The sequence below is a fragment of the Acutalibacter sp. LFL-21 genome, from assembly GCF_025630755.1.
Taxonomy (GTDB): domain Bacteria; phylum Bacillota; class Clostridia; order Oscillospirales; family Acutalibacteraceae; genus Acutalibacter; species Acutalibacter stercoravium.
Genome location: NZ_JAOTNT010000007.1, coordinates 41061 through 67558 on the forward strand (window position 1 = coordinate 41061; position 26498 = coordinate 67558).

Consider the following 26498-nt stretch of genomic DNA (forward strand, 5'->3'; position numbering starts at 1 on the left):
ATTCCGCCAGGGCATGAAAGTGCCCGGTAAGGTCACGGACCGCAAGGCCGTGATAAATTGAGGTGGTACCGCGGTAATTTGATTTATCGCCCTCTGCGTGAAAATGCAGGGGGCTTTTCTTTTTTGCCAGAACCGGCCTCCCAGCGCATTTTCAAAAAATCACATTTTTGGAAAGGACTGACACACATGGGAGTGTACGAAGAACTGAAGGCCCGTGGCCTGATCGCCCAGGTCACCAACGAGGAGGAAATCCGTGAGGTGGTGAACAACGGCAAGGCCACCTTCTACATCGGCTTTGACTGCACCGCCGACAGCCTGACCGCCGGCCACTTCATGGCCCTGACCCTGATGAAGCGGCTGCAGATGGCAGGGAACAAGCCCATCGCCCTGATCGGCGGGGGCACCACCCTCATTGGCGACCCCTCCGGCCGGACGGACATGCGCAAGATGCTGACCAAAGAGGATATTGACCACAACGCCGAGTGCTTCAAGCGCCAGATGGAGCGCTTCATCGAGTTCGGCGAGGGCAAGGCCAGAATGCTCAACAACGCCGACTGGTTGCTGAAGCTGAACTATGTGGACCTGCTGCGGGAGGTGGGCGCCTGCTTCAGCGTCAACAACATGCTCCGGGCAGAGTGCTACAAGCAGCGCATAGAGAAGGGGTTGTCCTTCCTGGAGTTCAACTACATGATCATGCAGAGCTACGATTTCTACTACCTGTTCCAGCATTATGGCTGCAACATGGAGTTTGGCGGCGACGACCAGTGGAGCAACATGCTGGGCGGTACGGAACTGATCCGCCGCAAGCTGGGCAAGGACGCCCACGCTATGACCATCACCCTGCTGACGGATTCCAACGGCAACAAGATGGGCAAGACTGCCGGCAACGCCGTGTGGCTGGACCCCAACAAGACCAGCCCCTTCGACTTCTACCAGTACTGGCGCAACGTGGGCGACGCCGACGTGCTTAAGTGCATCCGCATGCTCACCTTCCTGCCCCTGGAGCAAATCGACGAGATGAGCTCTTGGGAGGGCAGCCAGCTGAACCAGGCCAAAGAAATCCTAGCTTTTGAACTGACCAAGATGGTCCATGGGGAAGAGGAGGCTAAGAAGGCTCAGGAGGGCGCCCGCGCCCTGTTCGGCGCTGGGGTCAACACAGCCAACATGCCCACCACCCAGCTGACAGACGGGGACTTCACCGATGGCCAGATCGCTGTGTTGGACCTGCTGGTAAAGACTGGCTTGGCCGCCTCCAAGGGCGAAGGCCGCCGCCTCATTCAGCAGGGCGGCCTTACCATCAAAGATGAAAAGGTCACCGACCCCAATGCCGCCTTTGTCAAAGCCGATTTTGAACAGGGACTTGTCATCAAAAAGGGAAAGAAAGTCTTCCATAAGGCGGTCCTTTAATCCGGGGAAATACACGCAATAAAATGATAAAATGGGTACGGCTTATTCGCTCCATAAGCCGTACCCATTTTCTGTCTTGTTTCTCTTTATTAAAAATTACATAGCAATCCACCAGCAGACCCCAAAGCGATCAATCACTGTAGCGCAGCACGGATTCCAGGGCACCTCCTGGATGGGATGAACCACCACGCCGCCGTTGCTTAGGACGCGGAAGGCCCGGTAGACAGCTTCCTCACTGCCCAAATCAAAGGCATTAAACGTCATGGTTTCCCACTTCATCCGGTGGACGAAGGCAACGTCGCAAGGGTTTTCCGCTTCCGACAAGGCCAGAATACACTCTCCATCCACAGAGAGCTCACAGTGTTCATAGGCAGTGCCTTCCGGATTTTGCATCGAAACGGTAATCTCCGCCCCGAAAGCTTCGCAGTATATTTGGGCAGCCTCTAAGCTGTTTTTCACATAGACCTGCGCATAGTTTTTCACAAAAACCCTCCTAACGAAAAGCTAGGGATAGCCGCCAATCAAGCGTTTAAAGCGGCCTTACAGCAGTGCCTCCTGCAGGGCGTTCAGCACTGTGTCAAAATCCGCCTCAGTGACCAGAAGGGAAATCTCCACTTCAGAAGTGGTAATCAGGCGGATGTCCGCGTCTGTTCCCGAAATAGCGCGGAACACCTGGGCGGCAATGCCCGGGGTATTCTTCATAACGGGGTCGTAGACAGAAATTTTGTGGTTCACCGAGCTCACAATCACATCCATGTCGGTTTCTTGCTTCAGCTTAGATGTAAAGCCCAGAATGCCGATCAGATCCTCGTCGGAAATCGTGAAGGAAAGCCCGGTTGTGGCCCCATGGGTGGGCGCCATGGAAATCATGTCGATGTTGATGCCGCATTGAGAAATAGCTTCAAACACTTTGGAGATGGAGGCCACATTGGCGGGAAAATCCTGCAAAGTGACCAGCGTGATATTGTCAACTGTACTGATAACAGTGGAAGCGCTCATTGCAATTCCTCCTCAAATCAAATGGGACATATCGTACAGGCCCGGGCCCTTCCCTTCTATAAAAACAGCGGCATTCACCGCTCCAGTGGCAAACAGTTCCTTCGACTGCGCGGAGTGGGACAGGGTGAGCACCTCGCTCTGCCCGGCAAAAATCACTTGGTGTTCTCCCACGATGGTGCCGCCCCGCACAGAGTGGAGGCCAATCTCCTTTTTCTCACGCTTTTTCCGCTGAGAATGGCGGTCATACACATACTGCATAGAATGGTCCCGCACCTGGTTAATGGCGTCGGCAATCATCAGGGCGGTGCCGCTGGGGGCGTCAATCTTCTGGTTGTGGTGCATCTCCACCACCTCCACGTCAAAGCTGTCGCCTAAAACGGCCTCGGCCTTTTTGGCCAGCTCAATAAGCAGGTTTACCCCCAAAGACATATTGCGGGAATAGAAAAGTGGGAGTTCCTTGGCTGCCTCTTGAATCTCCTGGGTCTGCTCTGCGCTGTAGCCGGTGGTGCACAACACCGCCGCTGTGCCAGAGTGGCTGCGGCAGTACTCCAAAATGGAGGAGAGGGCAGAGGGGTGGGAGAAGTCCACCACCACCTGGGCCTCTTCTTCCACATCCGCAAGGGACGTGTAAACAGGGAAGGAGCCATTCCCGCCTCCGGACACATCCACGCCCGCCGCAATGGAGCAGTCCGCCCGCTGATTGACAAAATTCTGTACCGCGGCACCCATTTTTCCATTGCAGCCGCAGAGGATGATATTGGTCATACTGGGACTTCCTTTCTTTTTCACACGCGTGGGCTTACACCAGGCCGTGCTTTTGCAGCAGGGCGGTCAGCTTGGCCTTTCCTTCCTCCGCCATGGTGGTCAGGGGCATACGGCAGTAGTTAGACTGGATCAAGCCCATTTGGCACATAGCCTCTTTGATGGGGATGGGGTTCACGTCCATAAAGAAACCATCCATCAAATCAAGATACTCTGCGTTGAGCTTACGGGCACTTTCCAAATCGCCCTTCAGCATGGCGGCGGCCAACTGGTGCATCACGCTGGGCAGAGCGTTAGAGAATACGGAAATCACGCCCTTGCCGCCCAGCGCCATGACGGGAAGGGTCTGGTTATCCTCGCCGGAATAAATGGTCAGTTCATCACCGCACAAAGCGGCAGTCCGGGCTGTGGCGGCAATGTCGCCGTTGGCCTCCTTCACTGCCACAATGTAAGGGTTTTTAGAGAGTTCCTTGTAGGTGGCTGGCTGAATGTTGCAGCCGGTGCGGCTGGGCACATTGTAGAGGATGCAGGGCATCTTCACGCTGCCGGCCACATAGTTGAAGCTTTCAATCAAACCCTTTTGGGAGGTCTTGTTGTAATAAGGGGTGACCAGCAGCAGGCCGTCAGCCCCGGCCTCCTTGGCCTCCAGGGACAGTTCTACACAGAACTGGGTGTCGTTGCTGCCCGTGCCGGCGATGACCGGCACCCGGCCCTTTGCCCGGTCAATAATGAACTGGATGACCTTGATGTGGTCCTCTGTAGTCATGGTAGCGGCCTCGCCGGTAGTGCCGCAGGCTACGATGGCGTCGATGCCGCCTTCGATCTGGAACTCCACCAGGCGCTCAATCTCCCCCCAGGAGATGTCTCCATTTTTGTCAAAAGGGGTCACCAGGGCGGTGGCAGCGCCGGTAAAAATCACTTGCTTCATAATTTCCTACCTCCAAAAGCTCAGTCAAAGTAGCCCTTGGCGGCCAAAAGCTCCGCCATCAGCAGAGCGCCGCCCGCAGCACCCCGCAGGGTGTTGTGAGAAAGGCATACAAACTTATAGTCGTACTGGGTGTCTGGACGCAGGCGGCCGATAGAAACAGCCATGCCGCCTTCCAGATCCCGGTCCAGTTTAGGCTGGGGCCGGTTATCCTCGGTGAAATAGTGCAGAAACTGCTTGGGGGCGCTGGGAAGCTCCAGCTCCTGGGCGGGGCCGCGGAACTTCTCCCAGCGTTCAATGATCTCCTCCTTGGAGATCTTGTTCTCCAGGGAGAAGAAGACCGCCGCCATGTGGCCGTCGGACACGGGCACCCGCAGGCACTGGGAAGTGATGGAGGGGGTGGTGGTGTTGACAATGACGCCGTTCTCCACATGGCCCCAGATCTTCAGCGGCTCCTGCTCGGACTTTTCCTCCTCGCCGCCAATGAAGGGGATCACATTGTCCAGAATCTCCGGCATTGTCTCAAAGGTCTTGCCCGCGCCGGAAATGGCCTGATAGGTGCAGGCCAGCACCTTGGTCACACCTAAATCCAGCAGGGGGTGGATTGCCGGCACATAGCTCTGCAGGGAGCAGTTGCACTTCACGGCGATGAAGCCCCGCTTGGTGCCCAAGCGCTTGCGCTGGGCGTCAATGACAGCCGCATGGTCCGCGTTGATTTCCGGAATGATCATGGGCACATCGGGTGTGGAGCGGTGCGCGCTGTTGTTGGAAACCACCGGGCACTCGTGGCGGGCGTATGTTTCCTCCAGGGCACGGATTTCCTCCTTTTTCATGTTTACAGCGCAGAAAACGAAGTCCACCAAAGAGACGATCTTCTCAATGTCTTTTTCCGCGTCGTACACGGGCATCTTAGCCAAGGCGGATGGCAGGGGAGTTTTCATCGCCCAGCGGCTTCCCACAGCCTCTTCGTAGGTTTTGCCCGCGGACCGGGCGCTGGCAGCTAACGCTGTCACAGTAAACCAAGGGTGGTTCTCCAAAATGGTGGCAAAACGCTGGCCCACCATGCCAGTGCATCCGATGATGCCCACGCGATACTGCTTCATATTATCCAGTTCCTTTCTGCGATAAAGTGGCGTTTTGGGCCCAAAAAGGGGGAACAAAGAAAAAACCGGTTGAAAACCGGCTGTCCATCTCCTATAATAGAAATGCTGCTTTGGTTGCCCAAAACGATTGAAAATAGCACTCCACCACAAGTGATGACAGCCGCAAGGCTGTTTGCCGTTGCAGCCAGGACAATATTCGCCCAATATTCCCCTTCGGCAGCCCACCCTTTCACGAGATTTCGTCAGTTTTGGCAACCTCCATCTCACTACTTTTGAAAGCCGCGCCTCTATTTGGTTTTAATCATACCTTAGTTTTTCCCCCTTGTCAATTTCTTCGGCCTTAATATTGTATGAATTTTTACGGGGACCGTGCTTGGCCCCCGTTTCTAGGAAGGAGCCCGCCATGAAAACCAGTGATTTTAGCTTTGACCTGCCGGAGGAGCTCATCGCCCAAACCCCCATCGAGCCCCGTGACCACTCGCGTCTGATGGTGCTGGATAAGCGCACCGGCGAGATTGAGCACCGGCGTTTTTACGATATCCTGGAGTATCTCACCCCCCAGGACTGTCTCATCCTCAATGATTCCCGGGTGCTGCCCGCCCGCATCTACGGGGTGAAGGAGGAGACCGGCGCCCATGTGGAATTCCTCCTGCTGCAAAACAAGGGCGGCGACGTGTGGGAGGCCCTGGCCGGCCCCGGAAAGCGGGCCAAGAAGGGCAGCCGCTTTTCCTTCGGGGACGGCCTGCTCCACTGCGAAGTGATAGACGTTCTCCCCGATGGGAACCGGCTCATCCATTTTGAGTATGAAGGGGTGTTCTTCCACATCTTGGATCAGATCGGCCAGATGCCCCTGCCGCCCTACATCAAGGCGCGGCTGGAGGACAAAGAACGCTATCAGACCGTCTACTCCCGGGAAGAAGGCTCCGCTGCCGCTCCCACGGCAGGGCTGCACTTTACCCCGGAGCTGCTGGAGAAGATCAGGCAAAAGGGGGTGGAGCTGGGCTTTGTCACCCTTCATGTGGGGCTGGGCACCTTCCGGCCAGTGAGCGTGGAGAATATCCAGGACCACAAAATGCACTCGGAACACTATTACATGCCCCAGGCTACCGCGGACCTGATCAACAAAACGAAAGAGCGGGGCGGGCGGGTCATCGCCGTGGGCACCACCAGCTGCCGCACCATCGAGTCCGTGGCCCAGCGGGAGGGCTGCTTTCAGGAGAGCGCCGGCTGGACGGATATCTTCCTCTATCCCGGCTGTGAGTTCCAAGGGGTGGACGCCCTTATCACCAATTTCCACCTGCCGGAGAGCACCCTCATCATGCTGGTCTCCGCTCTGGCGGGCCGGGAGAACATCCTGCACGCCTACAATGTAGCCGTGCAGGAGAAATACCGATTCTTCAGCTTTGGCGACGCCATGTTCATCCACTGAGCATTCAATCGTTTGAGATTTGAGAGGTAACTATGAGATACAATAAGAAACTGGAACACGCGCTGCAAAAGGTCCAGAAACCCGGCCGGTATGTGGGCGGCGAGCTCAACTCTGTGGTGAAGGACCCCTCCCAGGTGGAGGTGCGCTTTGCCTTCTGCTTCCCGGACACCTACGAGATCGGCATGTCCCATCTGGGCATCAAGATCCTGTACGGCGCCATGAATGGGATCCCTTATTTTTGGTGTGAGCGGGTGTTTGCCCCCTGGGTGGACATGGAGGAGGAAATGCGCAGGGAGGACATCCCCCTCTATGCCCTGGAAAGCGGCGACCCGGTCCGCGATTTCGACTTCATCGGCTTTACGCTGCAATATGAGCTGAGCTACACTAACGTGCTGAATATGCTGGAGCTGGCGGGCATCCCCCTGCGCAGCAAAGACCGGACGGAGCTGCACAACATCGTGGTGGGGGGCGGCCCCTGCGCCTGCAACCCCGAGCCCCTGGCGGACTTCTTCGACATTTTCTTTTTGGGGGATGGGGAAGAGGTGGATATCGAGGTGATGGAACTCTACCGCCAGTGCAAGAAAGAGGGCAAGTCCAAGCTGGCGTTTTTGGAGCAGGCCGCCCAGATTCAAGGGGTGTATGTCCCAGCCTTCTACGACGTCACCTACAACGAGGACGGCACGGTGAAAGCCTACACCCCCACCCACGGCGCCCCCGCCACGGTGAAAAAGCGCAACATGATGGACATGGACAAGTCCTATTACCCTAAGGACTTCGTGGTGCCCCTCATCGACGTGGTGCACAACCGCATCTCCGAGGAAGTGCTGCGGGGCTGCATCCGCGGATGCCGGTTCTGCCAGGCGGGCTTTTTGTACCGCCCCTACCGGGAGAAAAGCATCGAAACCATCGACCGCCAGTGCCGGGACCTGTGCGCCTCTACCGGCTATGACGAGATCTCCCTCTCGTCCCTTTCCACCAGCGATTACGGGAACCTCAATGAACTGATTGACACCCTGCACCAGTGGACGGAAGGGGAGAAGGTCAGCCTTTCCCTGCCCAGCCTGCGGGTGGATAACTTCTCCCCCGAGCTGATGGAGCGCATCAACTCCGTGCGGAAAAGCGGCCTGACCTTTGCCCCGGAAGCAGGTTCCCAGCGGATGCGGGACGTCATCAACAAAAACGTCACCGAAGAGCAGCTGCTCCACACGGTAAACGTGGCCTTCACCGAGGGCTGGACCCGCATCAAGCTTTACTTTATGATTGGCCTGCCCACCGAGACCATCGAGGATGTCATCGCCATTGACGAGCTGGGCCAGAAGGTGGTGGACGCCTTCTACCAGAACAAAGAAAAACCCCGGGGCAAAGGTGTGGAGGTGTCCCTCAGCGCGGCGGCCTTTGTGCCCAAGCCCTTTACGCCCTTCCAGTGGTTTGGCCAGGACACCATGGAGATGCTCCAAGAGAAACAGCGCGCCCTCAAAGGAAACGCCCACTCCCGCAAGCTGTCCGTCAGCTACCATGGGGCCAAAACCAGCTTTTTAGAGGCGGTCTTCGCCCGGGGAGACCGGCGCCTGTGCGCCGTTATGGAAAAAGCCCGGGAGTTTGGCCTGCGCTTTGACGGCTGGGAGGACTGCTTTGACTTTGACAAGTGGATGGAAGCTTTCGCTGCCTGCGGCCTGGACCCGGCCTTTTACGCCAACCGGCACCGGGAATTTGATGAGGTGTTCCCTTGGGATCACCTGGACTACGGCGTGAAGAAAGAGTTTTTTGTGGAGGAATGCAAACGAGCCTATGCCGCCCAGACCACCCCAAACTGCCGGGAGCAGTGTTCTCACTGCGGGGCTGCCTGTTATAAAGGAGGGATTTGCGTTGAAAAACGTGAGAGTGTGGTTTGAGAAAAAAGGGGCGGTGCGGTATATCTCCCATCTGGATCTGACCCGAAACATGGCCCGTGGGCTCAAGCTCTCCGGCCTTCCAGTGTGGTATACAGAGGGCTTTAACCCCCGCATCTACATGACCTATGCCATGCCCCTGTCTCTGGGGGTCTGTGGGGAACGGGAATGCATGGACATCCGCCTGACAGAAGAGGTTCCTTATTCAGAGCTCACGGTTCGTTTGAACACCTGTCTGCCAAGGGGCCTTCGGGCCTTGGAAGCGGGGGAACCAGCGGGTAAGTTCGAGGAAATCCAATACGGCGAGTACGAGATGGCTCTGGAGGGAGAAGCCCCTGCTGTTCTAGAGGAAAAGGTCCGCAGCCTGTTGGAGCGGGAGACGGTGCTCGTGCGCAAGCACACAAAAAAAGGCGACAAGGACTTTGACATCAAACCGGATTTTGCCAACACCCGGATTGTTCCCCAAAAGGACGGCTTGCTCCTTCACCTTTGCCTGCCCTGCAGCGTTGCGGGAAGCACCAATCCTTCTCTTCTGTTGGAGGCCCTGAAACAGTATGAGGGGATAGAGCCGTTTTTCCAAATCACCCGCAAGCGCCTTCTTACGAAAGATTTTTCCGAATTCCGGTAAATAATTCTTGCTTTTTCTTCGGCCCTGTGCTAAAATATTTGAGCATTTGAATGCCGCGGGTTTTCCTCAAAGGCTTGCCCGTGGGGGTCGAACCGCAGAGGCGCGCTGTTTCTGTGGAAAAGAAGCGGGCAGTCCGCTGCCGGGGTACCGGCATGAATGCCTGACCATTATTAACTATGGAGGAATCTCAAATGGACGCAATCAAGATGATCTCTCAGGACTCTATGAAGGCAGAGCTGCCCCAGTTCTCCATTGGTGACACTGTCCGTGTGGACGTGAACATCCGTGAAGGCGACCGGGAGCGTATCCAGCAGTTTGAAGGCACTGTCATCGCCCGCAAGGGCAGCGGCATCAGCGAGACCTTTACTGTGCGGCGTGTTTCCTATGGCGTAGGCGTGGAGCGTGTGTTCCCCATGCACTCCCCCAACGTGAAGGCCGTGCAGGTGGTTCGTCAGGGCCGTGTGCGCCGTGCGAAGCTCTATTATCTGCGCAACCGCGTGGGTAAGGCTGCCAAGGTTAAAGAGCAGCTCAAGTAAGAAAGCAGCATAGTTAAGGTGGGAAAGGGACAATCACTGTCCCTTTTTTGCTATCATTTTCCACCTGTCAAGGAGGCGAAGGAATGGAACAGCAGGTACGGCAGCCCCGCGCAGGCAAGGCGGCGCGCACGATTTTAGAGTGGATAGAGGAGCTGCTGATTGCAGCCGTGACAATTGCTGTAATATGCACCTTTGTCTGCCGGATCGTCACGGTGACAGGTACCTCTATGGTCCCCAGTTTTCAGGATGGCGACCGGGTGCTGGTGGTCCATGACTGGAATGGCGTGGAGCAAGGGGACGTGGTTGTTGCGGTCAATGTGCTGGATGAGCCCATCATCAAGCGCGTTATTGCCACCGAAGGGCAGACTGTGGATTTTGATTATGAGGCCGGCGCCGTCCTAGTGGATGGACAGCCTGTGGATGAGACGCAGTTTGGCCTGGAAAACGGCATCACAGAAGAGCCGTACAGCTCCTTTGAGCTGTTGGAATTTCCTCAGACCGTGCCGGAAGGCTGCGTGTTTGTCTTAGGGGACAACCGGGCTGTCTCGGAGGACAGCCGCTATCTGGACGTAGGAATGATCGACACCCGGAATATTCTGGGCAAGGCAGTTTTTCATCTGCTCCCCCTAAAGAGTCTGGGGCCAGTGAAGTGATACCGCCGCATTTTTCTAGTTTGCATTTGCTGTTGAAGGGAGGAGAAGGGAAATGAGCAGCACAACGCAGGTTCCGTTGAACCAGGAACAGCAGCCGCAAAGGGCCGGCACCTCTTTCGTTCGCTCCGCCTTGGAATGGGCGGAAACCATCGTCATGGCGGTGGTGCTGGTGGCGGTGGTGTTTACCTTCCTCGCCCGAATCATCACCGTAGACGGCCGCTCCATGGAGCCCACCTATCACAACGGAGACCGGGTTCTGGTGACAAAGCTGGCCGGTGCGCCGCAGCAAGGCGATGTGGTTATTGTGGTCAATGCGTTGGAAGAGCCCATCATCAAGCGCGTCATCGCCACAGAGGGACAGACTGTGGACTTTGACCCCCAGCAAGGCGAGGTGGTGGTGGACGGGGAAGTGCTCCCCGGCTCTACCTTCGGCATTGAGGACGGCATTACATTTCTTCCGGACCTTCCCGGCCAAGTTCTGGAGTTTCCGCAAACCGTGCCAGAGGGCTGTGTGTTTGTTTTAGGGGACAACCGCGGCAACTCCACTGACAGCCGGTTCGTCTCCGTGGGCATGGTGGACCTTCGGAATATTTTGGGCAAGGCTGTTTTCCAGCTCTACCCCTTTTCACAGGCGGGGTTTGTCTCTTGATAGGGAAAAGACCGCTATCTAAATCTTCTATATGATACGCGAAACTGGGGCGGGCCGGCAGCTGTGGCGGGCCGCCCTTATGAAATTTTAAGGAGGCGGTATCCATGGCAGAGGCGCAGTCGATCCAGTGGTTTCCCGGCCATATGGCAAAAACCCGGCGGAAGATCCGGGAAGACCTGAAGCTGGTGGATGTGGTGGCAGAAATCCTTGACGCCCGCATTCCCCAGAGCAGCTCGAACCCCGTGCTGCGGGATATTATCCAGCGCAAGCCCAAGGTGGTGCTCTTAAATAAGAGTGACATGGCAGACCCAGCCCAAACCAGCCGCTGGGTGAACTATTACGCCAGCCTGGGAGAGCGGGCCATCCCGCTGGAAAGCAAAACCGGGAAGGGGCTGAACGCGTTTTATCCCACTGTGCGGGAAGTGCTCAAGGAGCAAATCCTGTCATGGGAGAGCAAGGGCATGGTAGGCCGTCCCATCCGGGTGATGGTGGTGGGCATTCCCAACGTGGGGAAATCCTCGTTTATCAACCAGATGATCCGGGGCGGAGGAGCCGGCAAGGCCGAGGTTCAGGACCGGCCCGGCGTCACCCGCCAAAACCGGTGGTTCACGGTGGGCAGGGGCTTTGAGCTGCTGGACACCCCCGGTGTTCTCTGGCCCAAATTTGAGGACCCTGTAGTGGGAGAGCACCTGGCCTTTACCGGCGCGGTGCGGGATGAAATCTTAGATATGGAAGGCTTGGCGGCCCGGCTGTTAGAACTGCTGCTAGAGCTGTATCCCAACGCTGTCAACGCCCGCTATAAGACAAGCTTTTCCCAGGAAGAGCGCCTGCCCGGGCATGTGCTTTTGGAACAGGTGGGCCGCAAGCGGGGAATGCTTATTTCCGGGGGAGAGGTAAATACTGAGCGGGCTGCTATCACGGTTCTGGATGAATACCGCAGCGGTAAGCTGGGACGCATCACCTTAGAGCGCCCCTGACAGTTCGGGAAGGGAGGAATAGGCTTATGCCGCGAACTAGCAAAAATGCCCTGCCGCAGGATTTTGATTGGTACGCTTGGGAGCGCCGGGCACAACAGGCCGGTTATCCCCTTGTGTGCGGCATTGACGAGGCGGGCCGCGGGCCCTTGGCCGGACCGGTGTGCGCGGCAGCGATCATCCTTCCGTTGGACTGCGCCATCGAGGGCCTCAATGACTCCAAAAAGCTGACGGAGAAAAAGCGCGAGGCCCTGTTTCCCATTATTCAGGAAAAGGCCCTGGCATGGGGCATTGGCTGGGCCAGTGCGGAGGAGATTGACCAAGTCAACATTTTGCAGGCCACGTTTTTGGCCATGAAACGCGCTGTGGAGGCCCTGCAGGTGCAGCCCCAATGGGTCTTGGTGGACGGAAACCGCATGCCCTCTCTGAAAATTCCCGGGGAGGCGGTGGTAAAGGGGGATGCCCAGTGTGCCAGCATTGCGGCGGCCTCGGTTTTAGCCAAGGTCAGCCGTGACAGGCTGTTGCGGGAATGGGATAAGCAATATCCCGCATATGGCTTTGGAAAGCACAAAGGATATGGGACAAAGGCCCATTATGAGGCGATTTCCCAGTACGGTCTGCTGCCCATCCACCGGCGCAGCTTTTTAAAGGGCTGGGAGGAAAAGCGCTCATGAAAACGGCTTCCGGCAAGACGGGAGAGGACCATATCTGCCAGTGGCTGAAGGGGCAGGGGTACATCATCGTAGCCCGGAATTACCACTCCCGCTATGGAGAGATTGACATTATTGCCCAGAAGGGATCGTACCTGGCGTTTGTGGAGGTAAAAACCCGAGAGGAAGGCAGCTTGGTGCAGCCCTTTGAAGCCATTACACCGCAAAAGCAGAAGAAACTTCTGGCCACCGCCAAAGACTATTTAAGCCGGAACCCCGTGGAACTGCAGCCCCGTTTTGACGCAGCAGCGGTGTATCTGCGCCGGGGGCAGATCGTGGGGGAGAAGTACTTGGAAAATGCGTTTTCCTTGACTTGACCTGGAAGGGAGTGCCTATGCGCTATTTTGATTTACATTGCGATACCATGACAGAGTGCGCTTTAAAGAATATCCCCCTGCGCAGAAATTTTCTCCATGTGGATCTAGACACCGTTCAGGGCTGGGAACGCTATGTCCAGTGCTATGCGGTGTGGCTCCCTGATGAGCTGAGAGGAGAACCCGCCTGGCAGCGGTTCCTACAGGTGGCAGAGCGCTTTTCGCAAGAGGTGGAGAAAAATGCGGGATGCCTCCGGCAGCTGCGTGCCCCAGGCGACTTGGACAGTTTGGAGGAAAGCGGGCGGCACGGAGCCATCCTGACGGTGGAGAGCAGCGCCGTTTTAGGCGGCAGGCTGGAGCGTATCCAGGACCTTCGGCGCCTGGGCGTGCGCATGTGCACCCTCACCTGGAACGGGGAAACAGAGTTGGGACGGGGGGTGCTGGCCCCTGGCAACACAGGCCTTACCGACCTGGGCCGCCAGGCTGTCCCGCTGTTGGAAGAGGCGGGCATCCTCATCGACCTGTCCCATGCCAGCCCAGAACTCTTTTGGGATGTGGCGGAAATGGCCCACAAGCCGCTGGTGGCTTCCCACTCCAACGCAAAAGGGGTCTGCGCCCATCCGCGGAACCTGGAAAAAAGCCAGTTCGAGGCCATCCGCAATTCTGGCGGGCTGGTGGGGCTCAATTTCTACAAAGCATTTTTAAACGACCTGCCGGAAAAAGCCTGTATGGAGGATGTCCTGCGCCACGCAGACTATTTTCTTTCCCTGGGCGGGGAGGACACCCTGGCAATGGGCGGCGATTGGGACGGCGCCGACCTGCCCGCGGACATGCCGGGGCTTTCCGCCATCCCAGCCCTGTATGAGCTGTTTCTGCGGCATTACCCGGAAGCGTTGGTGGAGAAATTGTTCTACGGAAACGCCGCCCGGCTCTTTCGGGAGCAGGAATTGCTTTGACAGAACGGAAAAAGTACGGTATAGTTATACTCAAACGAAATTACAACGGAATCAGGTGATGCAGATGCGCTATAAAAGTACCCGCAATTCCCAGCTGCGGTTGGAGGCTTCTCAGGTAATCGCCCAAGGGATCTCCGAAGAGGGAGGGCTTTTCGTGCCGGAGTGCTTTCCGGACCTTTCCAGCGAGCTGCCCGATCTGGCCAAGCTGGATTATCCCACCTTGGCGAAAACGGTCTTTTCCAAATTTCTGACGGATTTTACTGAGGAGGAGATCAGCACCTGTGTGGACCAGGCCTACACTCCCGAAAAATTTGGCGGTCCCTGTCCTGTAAAGCTGCATGCGCTGCCAAGAATGGGGGAAGACAAATGCTTGCTGGAGCTCTGGCACGGCCCCACCTGCGCCTTTAAGGACATGGCGCTGCAAATTCTGCCTCATTTTCTCACCACTGCCCTGAAGAAGGTTGGGCGGGGGAAGGAGGCTGTGATCTTGACAGCCACCTCCGGGGATACGGGCAAAGCGGCGCTGGCAGGATTTCAGGATGTGCCCGGCACCCGTATTCTGGTGTTCTATCCCCGGGATGGGGTCAGCCCCATGCAGAAACGGCAAATGGTCACCCAAGAGGGCGCCAATGTGTCTGTCTGCGCCATTGAAGGCAACTTTGATGACGCACAGTCCAGTGTGAAACGGATTTTCACAGACTCAGAGCTCAAACAGCAATTGTCGGAGCACGGCATGCTGTTTTCCAGCGCCAACTCCATCAACTGGGGAAGGCTGCTGCCCCAGATTGTCTACTACGTCTACGCCTATCTGGAGCTTGTCCGGCAAGGGAAGCGTGTCTTGGGCGAGCCCATGGACGTGGTGGTTCCCACTGGCAACTTTGGCAATATTTTGGCCGCCTATTACGCCCGGAAGATGGGCCTGCCCATCCGAAAGCTGGTGTGCGCCTCCAACGCCAACAAGGTGCTGACCGATTTTATCCGCACCGGCACCTATGACCGCCGCCGGGAGTTTCACGCTACGGCATCCCCATCTATGGATATTTTGATCTCCAGCAACCTGGAGCGCCTTCTGTACGACCTGTGCGGCGAGGACAGCGAGACCCTGGCTGGATGGATGAAAGACCTGGCCGAAACCGGGGTGTACTCTGTAGGCGGCACGGTACGGGAAAAGGTGCAGGGGCTGTTCTACGGCGGCTTCTGCGAAGACGGCGCCACCTTCGCCACCATCCGGCAGCTGTGGGAGCAGGAGGGCTACCTTTGCGATACCCATACCGCTGTGGCAGTAGATGTGTACCGCCAGTATTTGGCGCAGTCCCAGGAGAAAATGGTCCCTGCGGTGATCGCCTCTACGGCAAATCCCTACAAGTTCTCCGCCAGTGTGCTGCGGGCCCTGGGTGCGGAGCAGCTCTCTTCCGACGATTTCCAGAATCTGGCCGCTCTAGAGACTCTCACAGGGATAGCTTCTCCTGCCCAGCTGCGGGCACTGCAGGAGAAGCCCGAGCGCTTTACCCAGGTGATCTCCCGGGAGAATGCGGCCGCCTACGTCTTGGAAGCCCTGGGGATCCCCACATGAGCCTGTTTGCCATTGCAGACCTGCACCTCTCCCTCAACGGAGAAAAACCCATGGATGTATTCAAGGGCTGGCACAACTACGTGGAACGCCTGGAGAAGAACTGGCGGCGTGTTGTCCAGGAGGGGGACACGGTGGTGATCGCCGGGGACATCTCCTGGGCCATGAAGCTGGAGGACGCTCTGCTGGATTTTCAGTTTTTGCACAGCCTTCCAGGTGAAAAAATCTTGCTCAAGGGGAACCACGACTACTGGTGGTCCACCCGCAGCAAGATCGACCAGTTCCTGGCGGAGCAGGGTTTTTTTGACATGAAGGTCCTGCACAACTGCGCCTATCTGGTGGAGGGCAAGGCGTTGTTCGGCACCCGGGGCTGGCTGTACAATTCCGCTACAGCGGAGGACAAGAAGATTGTAGCCCGGGAGGCCGGCCGCCTGTCCATGTCCATGGCCGAGGCCAAGAAGCTGGGCGGGGAGCTGGTGGCGTTCCTTCACTACCCGCCCGTGTACGACAGCATGGAGTGCCAGGAAATTCTGGATTTGCTGGCGGAAAACCAGATAACCCGCTGTTACTTTGGGCACATCCACGGCCAATATGCCGCCCAAAAAGCCTTGGTTGGGGAGTATAAAGGGGTGCAAATGCGCCTTATTTCCGCAGACTATGTTCAATTCTGTCCGGTCCTGGTGGAATAGAGCGTTAAAATTTTCGCTTTTTCCCGAAGTTTTTGCGGGAAAGCTGTAGATTCTTCGCACCGCGTGTGCTATAATTACTCAGTTACTTCGGTAAGTTTATTTTGAGAGGAAATCAGAGACATGAATGTAAAAGCGACCAACAAAGTGGAAACCAACCGCTATGAGCTGGAGCTGGAAGTCAGCCCAGAAGAGTTTAACGAAGCCATTAACACCGTTTATAAGCGGGAAAGCAAGAAGATGAACATTCCCGGATTCCGCAAGGGTCATGCCCCCCGGGCGTTTATCGAAAAATATTATGGCGAAGAGGTCTTTTACGAGGCCGCTATCGACCATCTGTACCGCCCCATGGTGATGGAGGCTGTGGAGAAGTCCGGCCTGCAGGTCATCAGCATCGGCGAATTCAAGATTGACGAGATCGGCAAAGACAAAGGCATCCTGTGCAAGCTGAATGTGGTCACCAAGCCCGAGGCCACCATCGAGGGCTACAAGGGCATCGAGGTCACCCACCCCGCCGTGGAAGTCACCGGCGAGGATATCGACCGGGAGATTGACCGCGTGCGCGAGCGCAACTCCCGTATCATCACAGTGGAGGGCCGCGCTGCTGAGAACGGCGACATCGTCACCATTGATTTCGACGGCTATGTGGACGGCAAGCAGTTTGACGGCGGCAAAGCCGACAATTACGAGCTGACCCTGGGCGCCGGCCAGTTTATTCCCGGCTTTGAGGATCAAGTTGTGGGCCACAGCATCGGCGACGAGTTCGACGTGAATGTCACGTTCCCCGAGGACTACCACGCCGAGGAGCTCAAGGGCAAGCCCGCCGTGTTTAAGATTAAGCTCCATGAGATCAAGGTGAAAGAGCTTCCCACAGTGGATGATGAGTTCGTCAAGGATGTCAGCGAGTTCGACACCCTGGATGAGTACAAGAAGGATATCGAGAAGCGCCTGCAGGAGCAGCGCGAGAAGGCTGCCGACAGCGACGTGGAAAACCAGCTGGTGGAGGCTATCATCGAGAAGGTTCAGGCCGAGATCCCCGATGAGATGGTGGAGAACGAGGTGGATGAGATCATCAACTCCTTTGCCTACCGCCTGCAGTCCCAGGGGCTGAAGCTGGAGACCTATCTCAAGTACACTGGCCAGACCACCGATGACCTGCGGGTGCAGTATAAGCCTCAGGCCGAGCGCCAGGTAAAGGTGCGCCTGGGTCTGGAAAAGATCGCTGAGCTGGAGGGCCTGAAGCCCACTGAGGAGGAGACTGAGGCCGAGTATCAGAAGCTGGCGGACTCCTATGGCATGCCCCTGGAAAGTGTGAAGAACCTGGTCACCGTGGAGGGCATCAACGGCGACATTCAGAACCAGAAGGCCATTGACCTGGTTAAGGCCAACGCCGTGGTTGTGGAGAAGAAGGCTGAGGAAGAGCAGGCCGGGGAGAAAAAGCCCGCGAAGAAGCGCGCTTCCACCAAGAAGAAGGCAGAGGCTGCCGAAGGGGAAGAGGCCGCTGAGAAGCCCAAGCGCCGCTCCAGCAAGAAGGCCGAGAGCACCGAGGAAAAAAACGAGGGCTAAAGCCTAACTGCCCGGAATAAATCTTACTGTTTGTTTTCATACTAATCAACGTTTACGAAAGGAGTCCCAGTGCAAATGAGCTTGGTTCCCTATGTAGTCGAACAAACAAGCCGCGGGGAACGGTCCTACGACATTTTCTCCCGGCTTTTGAATGACCGCATTATCCTTCTCAATGAAGAAGTAAACAGCGCTTCCGCTGGAGTAGTTGTGGCACAGCTGCTCTACCTGGAAGGACAGGATCCGGAGAAGGACATCTCTCTGTATATTAACAGCCCGGGCGGCGTGATTACCGACGGCATGGCTATTTATGATACCATGCAGTATATCAAGTGTGATGTTTCCACCATTTGCCTGGGGATGGCCGCCAGCATGGGCGCCTTTCTGCTGGCCGCGGGCACGAAAGGCAAGCGCTTTGCCCTGCCCAACAGCGAAATTATGATCCACCAGCCCAGCGGCGGCGCCCAGGGGCAGGCTACGGATATCAGCATTCACGCCAACCACATCCTGCGCGTGAAGGATAAGTTGAATCAAATCCTCTCTGAGCGCACGGGCCAGCCGTTGGACGTGGTAAAGCGCGACACCGAGCGCGACAACTTTATGACTGCCCAGGAAGCCCTGGAGTACGGCCTGATTGATAAGGTCATCGAACACCGCTAAAAAGAGAAAGGGAGTGGACGGATGCCAAACAGCAGCGACCATGAGATCTGTTGCTCCTTCTGCGGCAAACCCCAGTCTATGGTAGACCGGCTTATTGCCGGATCTGGCGTATACATCTGTGACGCCTGCGTCCGGCTGTGCAGTTCCATCATCGAGGACGAGGACCGCCTTAAGAAGGGCAGAAGTGATGAAAAAGAAGTGGGCATCCTTCTTCCGAAGCCCCAGGAAATCAAAAAAAAGCTGGATGAGTATGTAGTTGGGCAAGATAATGCCAAAATTGCTCTTTCCGTGGCAGTTTATAACCACTATAAGCGTATCTATTTTTCTGGCGATGACGTGGAGATCACGAAAAGCAATGTGCTTTTGCTGGGCCCCACCGGTGTGGGCAAGACTTACCTGGCCCAAACTTTGGCGAAACTGCTGGATGTGCCCTTTGCCATTGCCGATGCCACCACGTTAACGGAAGCGGGCTATGTGGGCGAGGACGTGGAGAATATCCTTCTCAGGCTCATCCAGGCGGCGGATTACGATATTTTCAAGGCCGAGCGAGGCATCATCTATATTGATGAGATCGACAAGATCTCCCGTAAATCCGAGAACCAGTCCATCACGCGGGACGTCTCTGGCGAAGGCGTACAGCAAGCCCTTTTGAAGATTTTGGAGGGCACGGTTGCCAGCGTCCCCCCCAAGGGAGGAAGGAAGCATCCCCAGCAGGAGGCTATCAACATCAACACCTCCAATATCCTGTTTATCTGTGGAGGCGCTTTTGATGGGCTGGAAAAGATTGTCCAAAAGCGTGCCGCCTCCAGTTCCCTGGGATTCGGGGGAGAGGTTCACGGCAAAAAGGAACTGGACCGCATCGACTGGATGAAGGATGTCACTCCTCACGATCTGGTAAAATATGGACTTATTCCTGAGCTGGTGGGCCGTATTCCCGTTATCACCGCGCTCAACGCCCTGGATGAGGAATCTCTGGTGCGCATTCTGCGGGAGCCCAAGAACTCGTTGGTCAACCAGTATAAAAAGCTGTTTGACTTGGACAAGGTGGATTTGGAGTTTACGGAAGACGCTTTGGTCGCGATAGCGAAAAAGACGCTGGAGCGCAAAACAGGAGCCCGGGGCCTTCGCTCCATTATGGAGGATCTGCTGATGCCTCTGATGTATCAGGTTCCCAGTGACTATACAGTGGAAAAGGTGGTTGTAACCCGGGAAACTGTAGAGCACGGAGCCCCCCCTCAGATCACTTACAATAAAGACAGGAAGCCCGTGAAGATTAAAATTACTCAGCCTAAACGGCGAACCCAGCGGGATTCCGTCTCATAAACACACAGAGAAAGGCTGCTGCCGGCCCAACCGGCCCCAGCCTTTTGCTGGTATATAGGAGTACATACATGCAAATGTTTACAGAGGACAATCCAAAAATTGAAAACGAGCTGGTTCTCCCAGTTCTGGCAGTGCGGGGCCTTGTTTTTTTCCCCGGCATGATGCTGCAATTTGATGTGGCGCGGAAAAAGTCTGTGCTGGCCATCTCTGATGCCCTCTCAAAGGACAGGCTGATCTTCCTGGTCTCCCAAACAGACCTTTCTGATAAGGAACCCACCGGTGATGATCTGTACAAGACCGGCGTCATTGCCCGCATCAAGCAGGTGATGCATCACTCTGAGGAGGGCGTAAAACTCCATGTAGAGGGTGCCTGCCGCGGAGAGATCAGCACACTTTTGCAAGAGGAACCTTTCCTGCTGGGGCAGATTACTAAATGCCCTGTGCTAACCTATAAGCCCTCTTACCGTTCTGAGGCTTTGCTGCGCATTGTCCATGAAAAATTTGACGAGTATCTGCGGCTGTTCAAGCATGTGCCTCCGGATATTCTGCTGGGGGTGCTGCAGGAAAAAGACTGCGGACGCCTGGCAGACTACATCGCTTCCAATATATCCATTGACTTCGAGCGCAAGCAGTATATCTTAGATGAGCTGCGGCCTTTAAAGCGCCTGCAAAAGCTGATTGACGTACTAACGGAGGAAATCAAGATTTTGTCCGTGGAAAACGAGATCAACCAAAAGGCCCAGGCGCAGATGGACGAAAACCAGCGGGAGTACTTTTTAAAAGAGCAGCTGCGGGCCATTACCAGCGAGCTGGGGGAGGACGATAATCCCCAGCAGGAAGCTGATGAACTGCGGGAGCGTGTGCTGGCCCTGGGGCTTTCCCAGGTCTGCGAGGAGAAGCTGCTGAAGGAATGCGACAAGCTCTACCGCATGCCCTATGGCTCTCACGAGGCCAGTGTGATCCGCATGTATTTGGACACCTGCCTGGAGCTTCCCTGGAAAAAATCATCAAAAGAGAAGTTGGATCTAGTTCGGGCCCAGCGCATTCTCGATCGGGACCACTATGGCCTGGAAAAGGTCAAGGAGCGTTTCTTGGAGATTTTGGCCGTGAAGAGCCTGGCCCCCCAGCAGACAGGGCAGATCATCTGTTTGGTGGGACCGCCCGGTGTGGGCAAAACTTCCATTGCCCGTTCCATCGCACAGGCTACCGGCAGAAAATATGTGCGGGTTTCCCTGGGAGGCGTCAGCGATGAGGCGGAAATCATGGGCCACCGGCGCACCTATGTCGGCTCCATGCCCGGCCGCATCATCAGTGCGGTGAAACAGGCCGGGGTAAACAACCCCTTGCTGCTGCTGGACGAGATTGACAAGCTGGGACAGAATTTCAAAGGGGATCCTGCCTCCGCTCTCTTGGAGGTTCTGGATCCAGAGCAAAACGCCGAGTTCACAGACCATTACATTGATCTGCCCTTTGACTTGAGCAACGTGCTCTTCATCACCACCGCCAATGACGCCAGCCGCATCCCTGGCCCGCTGTACGACCGGATGGATATTATCGAGCTGGGCAGCTATACTTTGGAGGAAAAGTTAAACATCGCTTCACGCCACCTGATCAAAAAGCAGCTGAAAAAGCATGGCATCAAAGCCTCTCAGCTGAAGTTTTCCAAGGCAGGGCTGAAGGAACTGGTGGAAGGCTATACCCGAGAGGCCGGCGTTCGGACGTTAGAGCGTTTGATTGCGTCGGTCTGCCGTAAAGTGGCCAAGATGATTGTATCCGACCCAGAATTCACCTCCTTCACTGTGAAACCAGAAAACCTAGAGAGCCTATTGGGGCCGCGGAAGTTTACAAAAGATCAGCTTGCTGGCGAGGACACGATAGGGTTGGTAAATGGCTTGGCCTGGACCAGTGTGGGCGGCGAGCTGCTACCCATTGAGGTCGCCGTTATGGAGGGCACTGGGAAAATCCAGCTCACGGGCTCCCTGGGCGATGTGATGAAAGAATCTGCGGGTGCGGCAATCACTTGCATCCGTACCCGGGCGGGAGCGCTGGGGATCTCCCCCAAGTTCTATGAGAAATGCGATATTCACATCCACGCGCCGGAAGGGGCGGTGCCCAAGGATGGCCCTTCTGCAGGCATTGCCATGGCAACAGCGATCACCTCGGCATTGTGCGGCATTCCTGTACGGCATGATGTGGCTATGACAGGGGAAATCACTTTACAGGGAAGGGTGCTTCCCATTGGCGGTTTGAAAGAAAAATCCATGGCCGCTTACAAAAATGGCATCCATACGGTAATTATCCCTGCGGAAAATGTGCCGGATCTGACCGAGGTGGACCCTGTTGTAAAAGAGCATATACAGTTTATTCCCGTCAAACGGGTGGACACCGTGCTGGAGACAGCCTTAACCCATATGCCGCGCCCTGTGACCCAAGAGCCTGTGGGGCTTCCCTCTGAGATAGCGGCGAAGCATCAAAAGGCTCCGGAGTTATATCAATAACCTTTGTGTAAGGAGAATACCGTGAATTTTCAAAAGGTGGAATTTGAACTGGCGGCCGGGCGAAAAGACCAGCTTCCCAGGGGGGAACTGCCAGAAATCGTGTTCTCCGGGAAATCCAATGTGGGGAAATCCTCCCTCATTAATAAATTGGTAAACCGGAAAGCGCTGGCCCGGGTCAGCGCCACTCCTGGAAAGACGGCCACCATCAACTTTTATAAGCTTCCAGAGTGCCGTTTAGTGGATCTTCCTGGCTATGGCTATGCCAGAGTATCCAAAAGCGAGCGGGACCGTTGGGCTTCTCTGGTGGAAGGGTATTTTGCCCAGGATAGAAACATCGCCCTGGTAATTCAGCTGGTGGATATGCGCCACAAGCCTACAGCAGACGATTTGCAGATGGTGGATTTCTTGCTGCAGACTGGCCGCCCTTTTATAGTAGTCTGCACCAAAAGCGATAAGCTTAACCGGACGGAGAACCAGCAGCAGACAGGCTTGTTCGATGAGCTGTTCCGAAGCCAGGGCATTTCTTGGCTTCCCTTTTCGGCAGTAAAGGGTGTTGGCTTAGAGGATGTTAAGCAAGCTATAGAGAACGCTGTAGGCAGCGCTCAGAATATCGAAACGAAATGAGGGACTGGATGTGATTTCGCATTGCCTTGGCGTGAACAACGCCGGCCATTTGGAGATCAGCGGCTGCGATACCCTGTGTTTAGCGGAACAGTACGGCACGCCGCTGTATGTGATGAGCGAGGATGAGATTCGAGAAACTTGCCGCCGGTATGTGGCCTCCTTTGAAAGAAATTATGGCGGCCGCGGCAAGCCGATTTATGCCAGTAAAGCATTCAGCTGTAAGGAGATCTACCGGATCGTTCTCAGCGAGGGGCTGGATGTGGAAGTGGTGTCTGGAGGCGAGCTTTATACGGCTCTGCAGGCAGGCGTGCCGGGACGGCAAATCCATTTCCAGGGAAATAACAAGTCCATCGGCGAGCTGACCATGGCCCTGGAAAACGGCGTGGGGGATATCGTGGTGGACAACCTCTCCGAGCTGGAACGGCTGGAAAGCCTGGCAGCGGAACGGGGCGTCACCGCGCCCATTTCCTTCCGCATCAAGCCGGGTATCGACGCCCACACCCATGAGTTCATCCGCACCGGTCAGGTGGATTCCAAATTCGGATTGGATTTGGCCAGCGGAGAGGCCATGGACGCACTGCGCCGAGCCAGTGAGTTGGAGCATGTGGTGGTAAAGGGCCTTCATTGCCACATCGGCTCCCAAATCCTGGAAAAAGCCCCCTTTGTCCATGCAGCGGAGGTTATGCTCCAGTTTTTTGCCCAAGTCCGTGAGGAGCTGGGCATGACCTTTGAACACCTGAACCTGGGCGGTGGATTTGGCATCCATTACACAGAGCGGGACGATGCCATCCCCTATGAGGAATACATGGAGGATGTCTCTGCCATGGTTCACGCCAAGTGCCGGGAACTGGGGCTAGATTTGCCCTATATTTTCATTGAGCCAGGCCGTTCCATCGTGGGCGAAGCGGGCATCACTCTGTACACTGTGGGGAACATCAAGCACATCCCCGGTGTGCGGGACTATGTGGCCATTGACGGCGGCATGTTCGACAACCCCCGTTACGCTTTGTACCAGTCCGCCTATACATGCATCCTTGCCAATAAGGCAGGGGAGCCGGCGGATTACACTGCCACCATTGCCGGCAAATGCTGTGAAAGCGGCGACCTGATCCAAGAGCATACCCTGATTCAGAAGCCGGAGGAAGGGGATATCCTCGCCGTGCTTTCCACAGGGGCCTATAACTATTCCATGGCCTCCAATTACAACAGGAATTTAAAACCTGCCGTTGTGATGGTCTCCCACGGGAAGTCCCGCATTGTGGTCAAAGGAGAGACCTATGAAGACCTGGTTCGCAATGATGTGTAGTTTTCCTGTTTACTTTTCTGCTTTTCTATGCTACAATTCTAAAGCATAAAGCGCTAGGGAAAGGAAGTGCGGAAGTATGAATGGAAAGATTCAGGACAAGAATGTAGATTTTCTTTTTCAGGCCATCTTAGCCCTGGAGACGCCCGAGGAGTGCTATCGTTTTTTTGACGACCTTTGCACGGTGCCAGAACTGAAGGCCATGTCTCAGCGGCTGGCTGTGGCCCATATGCTCAGCCATAAGCGGGTTTATAGCGATATTGTGACAGAAACAGGAGCTTCTACCGCTACCATCAGCCGTGTGAACCGTTCGCTGAACTATGGGAGCGATGGGTATGAACTGGTATTCCAGCGCCTGGATAAAGAGGAGAAGCAAGCGTGAAAAGCTACTCCGTTTTCGCCCAGTATTATGACGAGCTCACGGAGAATGTGGAGTATTCCCGCCGTGCGGAATACCTCTTGGAGCTGATGCGCCGTTTGGGGCATCAGCCGGGTTTGACATTGGATCTGGCCTGCGGCACGGGATCTCTCACGTTGGAGCTGTACCGCAGAGGCGTGGATATCTACGGTGTGGATGGCTCGGTGGAGATGCTCTCAGAAGCCCGCATGAAATGCGCAGAGGCTGGGGCGGACATCCTGTTTTTGTGTCAAAAGATGCAGTCCCTGGACCTATACGGCACGGTAAAGACGGCAGTTTGTACCTTGGACAGCTTGAATCACTTGAAAAACAGGGAAGAGCTTCAGCAAGTGCTCTCCAAGGTATCTTTTTTCATGGACCCGGGGGGATATTTTCTCTTTGACATGAACACCCTGTATAAGCACCAAGTCCTGCTTGGAAACGAAACCTATGTCTATGAGGTGGAGGATGTTTATTGTGTGTGGCAAAACCGCTGCCACACAGATGGCAGGGTGGACATCCAACTGGACTTTTTCCAGCCCCAGGGGTCTCTCTATAACCGCAGCACCGAGCGTTTTACCGAACGAGCCTACCCCGTGGAAGAGGTGCTGGCGATGCTCAGAAATGCCGGGTTTGAAGAGGTGCAGGTCTTTGACGAGCTGACTTTCAATCCCCCGCGCAAGGACAGCCAGCGCCTGGTTTTCGCTGCCAAAAAGCAAGGAAGGAACGAATCTGTATAATGGATAAGATTTTACGAACGATCACTTCGGATGGAAGCCTGATGGCCTCTGCTATAGATTCCAGCCAGATTGTCTATACTGCGCAAAGAATTCACGGGCTTTCCAAAACAGCCTGTGCCGCTTTGGGGCGGCTTTTAACCGGCGCTTCTCTAATGGGGAACCTTCTGAAGACAGAGGGGGCCTCGCTGACCCTGAAGGTTAACGGAGGGGGCCCCCTGGGCAACCTGGTGGCTATCTCCGATGCTCATGGCAATGTCCGTGGCTATGTGGACCACCCGGAGGTTGAATTGCCTTTGAAACCCAACGGCAAAATTGACGTGGGCGGCGGTGTGGGAAACCAGGGCCGCCTAGCCGTCATCCGGGATCTGGGAGAAAAAGAGCCTTATATCGGCCAGGTAGCGCTTATCAGCGGGGAGATTGCTGAGGACTTGACCAATTACTATGCCAGCAGTGAGCAGGTCCCCACCGTGTGTGCCCTGGGTGTGTTAGTGGATAAAGAGAAAGGCGAGGCCATGCTTTCCGGCGGCTTGCTGATCCAGGCCCTGCCGGGTGCGGACAACGCTGCACTGGACCGCTTGGAGCAGAATATCGCTAAGCTGGACTCCGTCACCACCATGCTGGCCAAAGGCTTAACGCCGGAAGAAATGTGCCGCGCTGCCCTTGAGGGCTTTGAGGTAGAGATTTTGGACCAGGCACCTGTACATTATGTGTGCAACTGCAGCAAGGAGCGCTTCGCCCGTGGATTGCTCACCCTGGGAAGCCGGGAACTTTTAAGCCTGCACGGGGATGAGAGGGAAGAGGTGGAAACGGTCTGCCACTACTGCAACAAGAAATATGTTTTCACCAAGGCGGAGATCGCCGATCTGGCCCGCCAGGCAGCGCAAGCGGAGAAAAATAATTCTTGAAATTTTTTGGAAAACCGCTTGACAAATGAGAACAAATCGTGTAAGATATTAAACGTCGCTGATGAAGCGAAACAAAATGTGTGAAGGGCTTACGGGGGCATAGCTCAGCTGGTTAGAGCACCTGCCTTACAAGCAGGGGGTCACAGGTTCGAGTCCTGTTGTCCCCACCATACACACTGTTTGTAGGGTTGGATAAGTTTTTATCCCCCTTGCATATGGCCCGGTAGTTCAGCTGGTTAGAACGCTAGCCTGTCACGCTAGAGGTCGACGGTTCGAGCCCGTTCCGGGTCGCCAT

At 55.8% G+C, this 26498-nt stretch carries 27 protein-coding genes, 2 tRNA genes, 1 riboswitch and 1 other annotated feature (1 of these 31 only partly in view); of the genes, 24 read left to right on the plus strand and 5 right to left on the minus strand.

What is annotated here, in order from left to right; genetic code table 11:
- Positions 1–97: a binding site (T-box leader), on the plus strand; it begins 148 nt to the left of the window's first position.
- Positions 98–186: 89 nt separating this feature from the next.
- Positions 187–1407 (plus strand): tyrosine--tRNA ligase, encoded by a 1221-nt coding sequence (gene tyrS, locus ODJ80_RS09680; RefSeq protein WP_263041916.1) that lies wholly within the window; start codon positions 187–189, stop codon positions 1405–1407.
- 96 nt (positions 1408–1503) lie between these two features.
- Here the strand turns inward: tyrS and ODJ80_RS09685 are convergent, their stop codons facing one another.
- Genes ODJ80_RS09685 through asd form a run of 5 tightly spaced genes read right to left on the minus strand, consistent with a single transcriptional unit; the run spans position 1504 to position 5196 of the window.
- On the minus strand, positions 1504–1890 hold the full coding sequence (locus tag ODJ80_RS09685) for a VOC family protein (protein ID WP_263041917.1): 387 nt from the start codon (positions 1888–1890) through the stop codon (positions 1504–1506).
- Positions 1891–1947: 57 nt separating this feature from the next.
- Positions 1948–2406: an ACT domain-containing protein gene (locus ODJ80_RS09690; RefSeq protein WP_263041918.1), complete on the minus strand. Its 459-nt coding sequence runs from the start codon at positions 2404–2406 to the stop codon at positions 1948–1950.
- A gap of 12 nt (positions 2407–2418) precedes the next feature.
- Positions 2419–3171 carry a 4-hydroxy-tetrahydrodipicolinate reductase gene (gene dapB / locus ODJ80_RS09695; protein ID WP_178864377.1) on the minus strand — a complete coding sequence of 251 codons (753 nt, stop codon included), beginning with the start codon at positions 3169–3171 and terminating at the stop codon, positions 2419–2421.
- Positions 3172–3205: 34 nt separating this feature from the next.
- Positions 3206–4096 carry a 4-hydroxy-tetrahydrodipicolinate synthase gene (dapA, locus tag ODJ80_RS09700; protein ID WP_178864376.1) on the minus strand — a complete coding sequence of 297 codons (891 nt, stop codon included), beginning with the start codon at positions 4094–4096 and terminating at the stop codon, positions 3206–3208.
- 20 nt (positions 4097–4116) lie between these two features.
- Positions 4117–5196, minus strand: coding sequence for an aspartate-semialdehyde dehydrogenase (gene asd, locus ODJ80_RS09705; RefSeq protein WP_263041919.1), 1080 nt, complete (start codon positions 5194–5196; stop codon positions 4117–4119).
- Positions 5197–5322: 126 nt separating this feature from the next.
- Positions 5323–5494, minus strand: a riboswitch (Lysine riboswitch).
- A gap of 105 nt (positions 5495–5599) precedes the next feature.
- On the opposite strand from asd, the gene queA reads away from it, so the two are divergent.
- From queA to ODJ80_RS09820, 23 genes are all read left to right on the plus strand, one after another.
- The gene (queA, locus tag ODJ80_RS09710) at positions 5600–6625 is read left to right on the plus strand and encodes a tRNA preQ1(34) S-adenosylmethionine ribosyltransferase-isomerase QueA (RefSeq protein ID WP_263041920.1); all 1026 of its coding nucleotides are present in this window, start codon (positions 5600–5602) and stop codon (positions 6623–6625) included.
- 32 nt (positions 6626–6657) lie between these two features.
- Entirely contained in the window at positions 6658–8517 is a 1860-nt protein-coding gene (locus tag ODJ80_RS09715; RefSeq protein WP_263041921.1) for a TIGR03960 family B12-binding radical SAM protein, read from the plus strand.
- On the plus strand, positions 8501–9142 hold the full coding sequence (locus tag ODJ80_RS09720) for a TIGR03936 family radical SAM-associated protein (RefSeq protein ID WP_263042023.1): 642 nt from the start codon (positions 8501–8503) through the stop codon (positions 9140–9142). The genes ODJ80_RS09715 and ODJ80_RS09720 overlap by 17 nt, the downstream gene beginning before the upstream one ends.
- A gap of 191 nt (positions 9143–9333) precedes the next feature.
- Positions 9334–9678, plus strand: coding sequence for a 50S ribosomal protein L19 (rplS, locus tag ODJ80_RS09725; protein WP_178864371.1), 345 nt, complete (start codon positions 9334–9336; stop codon positions 9676–9678).
- Between the two features lie 83 nt (positions 9679–9761).
- Positions 9762–10331, plus strand: a complete 570-nt coding sequence (gene lepB, locus ODJ80_RS09730; protein ID WP_263041922.1) for a signal peptidase I — start codon at positions 9762–9764, stop codon at positions 10329–10331.
- A 52-nt stretch (positions 10332–10383) separates the two neighbouring features.
- Complete coding sequence (gene lepB, locus ODJ80_RS09735) at positions 10384–10980, plus strand: signal peptidase I (RefSeq protein ID WP_263041923.1); 597 nt, start codon at positions 10384–10386, stop codon at positions 10978–10980.
- A gap of 104 nt (positions 10981–11084) precedes the next feature.
- Positions 11085–11957 carry a ribosome biogenesis GTPase YlqF gene (gene ylqF / locus ODJ80_RS09740; RefSeq protein ID WP_263041924.1) on the plus strand — a complete coding sequence of 291 codons (873 nt, stop codon included), beginning with the start codon at positions 11085–11087 and terminating at the stop codon, positions 11955–11957.
- A 26-nt stretch (positions 11958–11983) separates the two neighbouring features.
- Positions 11984–12628, plus strand: coding sequence for a ribonuclease HII (locus tag ODJ80_RS09745; RefSeq protein WP_263041925.1), 645 nt, complete (start codon positions 11984–11986; stop codon positions 12626–12628).
- On the plus strand, positions 12625–12981 hold the full coding sequence (locus tag ODJ80_RS09750; RefSeq protein WP_263041926.1) for a YraN family protein: 357 nt from the start codon (positions 12625–12627) through the stop codon (positions 12979–12981). The genes ODJ80_RS09745 and ODJ80_RS09750 overlap by 4 nt, the downstream gene beginning before the upstream one ends.
- Before the next feature lie 17 nt (positions 12982–12998).
- Entirely contained in the window at positions 12999–13934 is a 936-nt protein-coding gene (locus ODJ80_RS09755) for a dipeptidase (protein WP_263041927.1), read from the plus strand.
- Between the two features lie 58 nt (positions 13935–13992).
- Positions 13993–15507 carry a threonine synthase gene (thrC, locus tag ODJ80_RS09760; RefSeq protein WP_317619885.1) on the plus strand — a complete coding sequence of 505 codons (1515 nt, stop codon included), beginning with the start codon at positions 13993–13995 and terminating at the stop codon, positions 15505–15507.
- A complete protein-coding gene (locus ODJ80_RS09765) occupies positions 15504–16193 on the plus strand; it encodes a metallophosphoesterase (RefSeq protein ID WP_263041928.1) in 690 nt (229 codons plus the stop codon). Before thrC ends, ODJ80_RS09765 begins: the two co-directional genes overlap by 4 nt.
- Before the next feature lie 120 nt (positions 16194–16313).
- Complete coding sequence (gene tig, locus ODJ80_RS09770) at positions 16314–17756, plus strand: trigger factor (RefSeq protein ID WP_263041929.1); 1443 nt, start codon at positions 16314–16316, stop codon at positions 17754–17756.
- A 75-nt stretch (positions 17757–17831) separates the two neighbouring features.
- The gene (gene clpP / locus ODJ80_RS09775) at positions 17832–18413 is read left to right on the plus strand and encodes an ATP-dependent Clp endopeptidase proteolytic subunit ClpP (protein WP_178864361.1); all 582 of its coding nucleotides are present in this window, start codon (positions 17832–17834) and stop codon (positions 18411–18413) included.
- A gap of 21 nt (positions 18414–18434) precedes the next feature.
- A complete protein-coding gene (gene clpX / locus ODJ80_RS09780; RefSeq protein ID WP_178864360.1) occupies positions 18435–19736 on the plus strand; it encodes an ATP-dependent Clp protease ATP-binding subunit ClpX in 1302 nt (433 codons plus the stop codon).
- 74 nt (positions 19737–19810) lie between these two features.
- Positions 19811–22234, plus strand: a complete 2424-nt coding sequence (gene lon, locus ODJ80_RS09785; protein ID WP_442863912.1) for an endopeptidase La — start codon at positions 19811–19813, stop codon at positions 22232–22234.
- A gap of 21 nt (positions 22235–22255) precedes the next feature.
- Positions 22256–22858, plus strand: a complete 603-nt coding sequence (gene yihA / locus ODJ80_RS09790) for a ribosome biogenesis GTP-binding protein YihA/YsxC (RefSeq protein ID WP_263041931.1) — start codon at positions 22256–22258, stop codon at positions 22856–22858.
- A 10-nt stretch (positions 22859–22868) separates the two neighbouring features.
- Positions 22869–24164: a diaminopimelate decarboxylase gene (gene lysA / locus ODJ80_RS09795; protein WP_263041932.1), complete on the plus strand. Its 1296-nt coding sequence runs from the start codon at positions 22869–22871 to the stop codon at positions 24162–24164.
- A 76-nt stretch (positions 24165–24240) separates the two neighbouring features.
- On the plus strand, positions 24241–24543 hold the full coding sequence (locus ODJ80_RS09800; RefSeq protein WP_178864357.1) for a YerC/YecD family TrpR-related protein: 303 nt from the start codon (positions 24241–24243) through the stop codon (positions 24541–24543).
- The gene (locus tag ODJ80_RS09805; protein ID WP_263041933.1) at positions 24540–25298 is read left to right on the plus strand and encodes a class I SAM-dependent DNA methyltransferase; all 759 of its coding nucleotides are present in this window, start codon (positions 24540–24542) and stop codon (positions 25296–25298) included. Before ODJ80_RS09800 ends, ODJ80_RS09805 begins: the two co-directional genes overlap by 4 nt.
- A complete protein-coding gene (hslO, locus tag ODJ80_RS09810) occupies positions 25298–26203 on the plus strand; it encodes an Hsp33 family molecular chaperone HslO (RefSeq protein WP_263041934.1) in 906 nt (301 codons plus the stop codon). Before ODJ80_RS09805 ends, hslO begins: the two co-directional genes overlap by 1 nt.
- A gap of 93 nt (positions 26204–26296) precedes the next feature.
- A tRNA-Val gene (locus ODJ80_RS09815) sits at positions 26297–26373 on the plus strand.
- A gap of 47 nt (positions 26374–26420) precedes the next feature.
- Positions 26421–26497: transfer RNA gene (locus tag ODJ80_RS09820), tRNA-Asp, on the plus strand.
- Position 26498: the final 1 nt, after the last annotated feature.

Excerpts from the sequence above, each read along its gene's own strand:
- tyrS (WP_263041916.1), top strand. The coding sequence starts at position 187 with ATGGGAGTGTACGAAGAACTGAAGGCCCGTGGCCTGATCGCCCAGGTC.
- ODJ80_RS09690 (WP_263041918.1), bottom strand. The coding sequence starts at position 2,406 with ATGAGCGCTTCCACTGTTATCAGTACAGTTGACAATATCACGCTGGTC.
- dapB (WP_178864377.1), bottom strand. The coding sequence starts at position 3,171 with ATGACCAATATCATCCTCTGCGGCTGCAATGGAAAAATGGGTGCCGCG.
- dapA (WP_178864376.1), bottom strand. The coding sequence starts at position 4,096 with ATGAAGCAAGTGATTTTTACCGGCGCTGCCACCGCCCTGGTGACCCCT.
- asd (WP_263041919.1), bottom strand. The coding sequence starts at position 5,196 with ATGAAGCAGTATCGCGTGGGCATCATCGGATGCACTGGCATGGTGGGC.
- queA (WP_263041920.1), top strand. The coding sequence starts at position 5,600 with ATGAAAACCAGTGATTTTAGCTTTGACCTGCCGGAGGAGCTCATCGCC.
- ODJ80_RS09715 (WP_263041921.1), top strand. The coding sequence starts at position 6,658 with ATGAGATACAATAAGAAACTGGAACACGCGCTGCAAAAGGTCCAGAAA.
- rplS (WP_178864371.1), top strand. The coding sequence starts at position 9,334 with ATGGACGCAATCAAGATGATCTCTCAGGACTCTATGAAGGCAGAGCTG.
- lepB (WP_263041922.1), top strand. The coding sequence starts at position 9,762 with ATGGAACAGCAGGTACGGCAGCCCCGCGCAGGCAAGGCGGCGCGCACG.
- lepB (WP_263041923.1), top strand. The coding sequence starts at position 10,384 with ATGAGCAGCACAACGCAGGTTCCGTTGAACCAGGAACAGCAGCCGCAA.
- ylqF (WP_263041924.1), top strand. The coding sequence starts at position 11,085 with ATGGCAGAGGCGCAGTCGATCCAGTGGTTTCCCGGCCATATGGCAAAA.
- ODJ80_RS09745 (WP_263041925.1), top strand. The coding sequence starts at position 11,984 with ATGCCGCGAACTAGCAAAAATGCCCTGCCGCAGGATTTTGATTGGTAC.
- ODJ80_RS09750 (WP_263041926.1), top strand. The coding sequence starts at position 12,625 with ATGAAAACGGCTTCCGGCAAGACGGGAGAGGACCATATCTGCCAGTGG.
- ODJ80_RS09755 (WP_263041927.1), top strand. The coding sequence starts at position 12,999 with ATGCGCTATTTTGATTTACATTGCGATACCATGACAGAGTGCGCTTTA.
- thrC (WP_317619885.1), top strand. The coding sequence starts at position 13,993 with ATGCAGATGCGCTATAAAAGTACCCGCAATTCCCAGCTGCGGTTGGAG.
- ODJ80_RS09765 (WP_263041928.1), top strand. The coding sequence starts at position 15,504 with ATGAGCCTGTTTGCCATTGCAGACCTGCACCTCTCCCTCAACGGAGAA.
- tig (WP_263041929.1), top strand. The coding sequence starts at position 16,314 with ATGAATGTAAAAGCGACCAACAAAGTGGAAACCAACCGCTATGAGCTG.
- clpP (WP_178864361.1), top strand. The coding sequence starts at position 17,832 with ATGAGCTTGGTTCCCTATGTAGTCGAACAAACAAGCCGCGGGGAACGG.
- clpX (WP_178864360.1), top strand. The coding sequence starts at position 18,435 with ATGCCAAACAGCAGCGACCATGAGATCTGTTGCTCCTTCTGCGGCAAA.
- lon (WP_442863912.1), top strand. The coding sequence starts at position 19,811 with ATGTTTACAGAGGACAATCCAAAAATTGAAAACGAGCTGGTTCTCCCA.
- ODJ80_RS09800 (WP_178864357.1), top strand. The coding sequence starts at position 24,241 with ATGAATGGAAAGATTCAGGACAAGAATGTAGATTTTCTTTTTCAGGCC.
- hslO (WP_263041934.1), top strand. The coding sequence starts at position 25,298 with ATGGATAAGATTTTACGAACGATCACTTCGGATGGAAGCCTGATGGCC.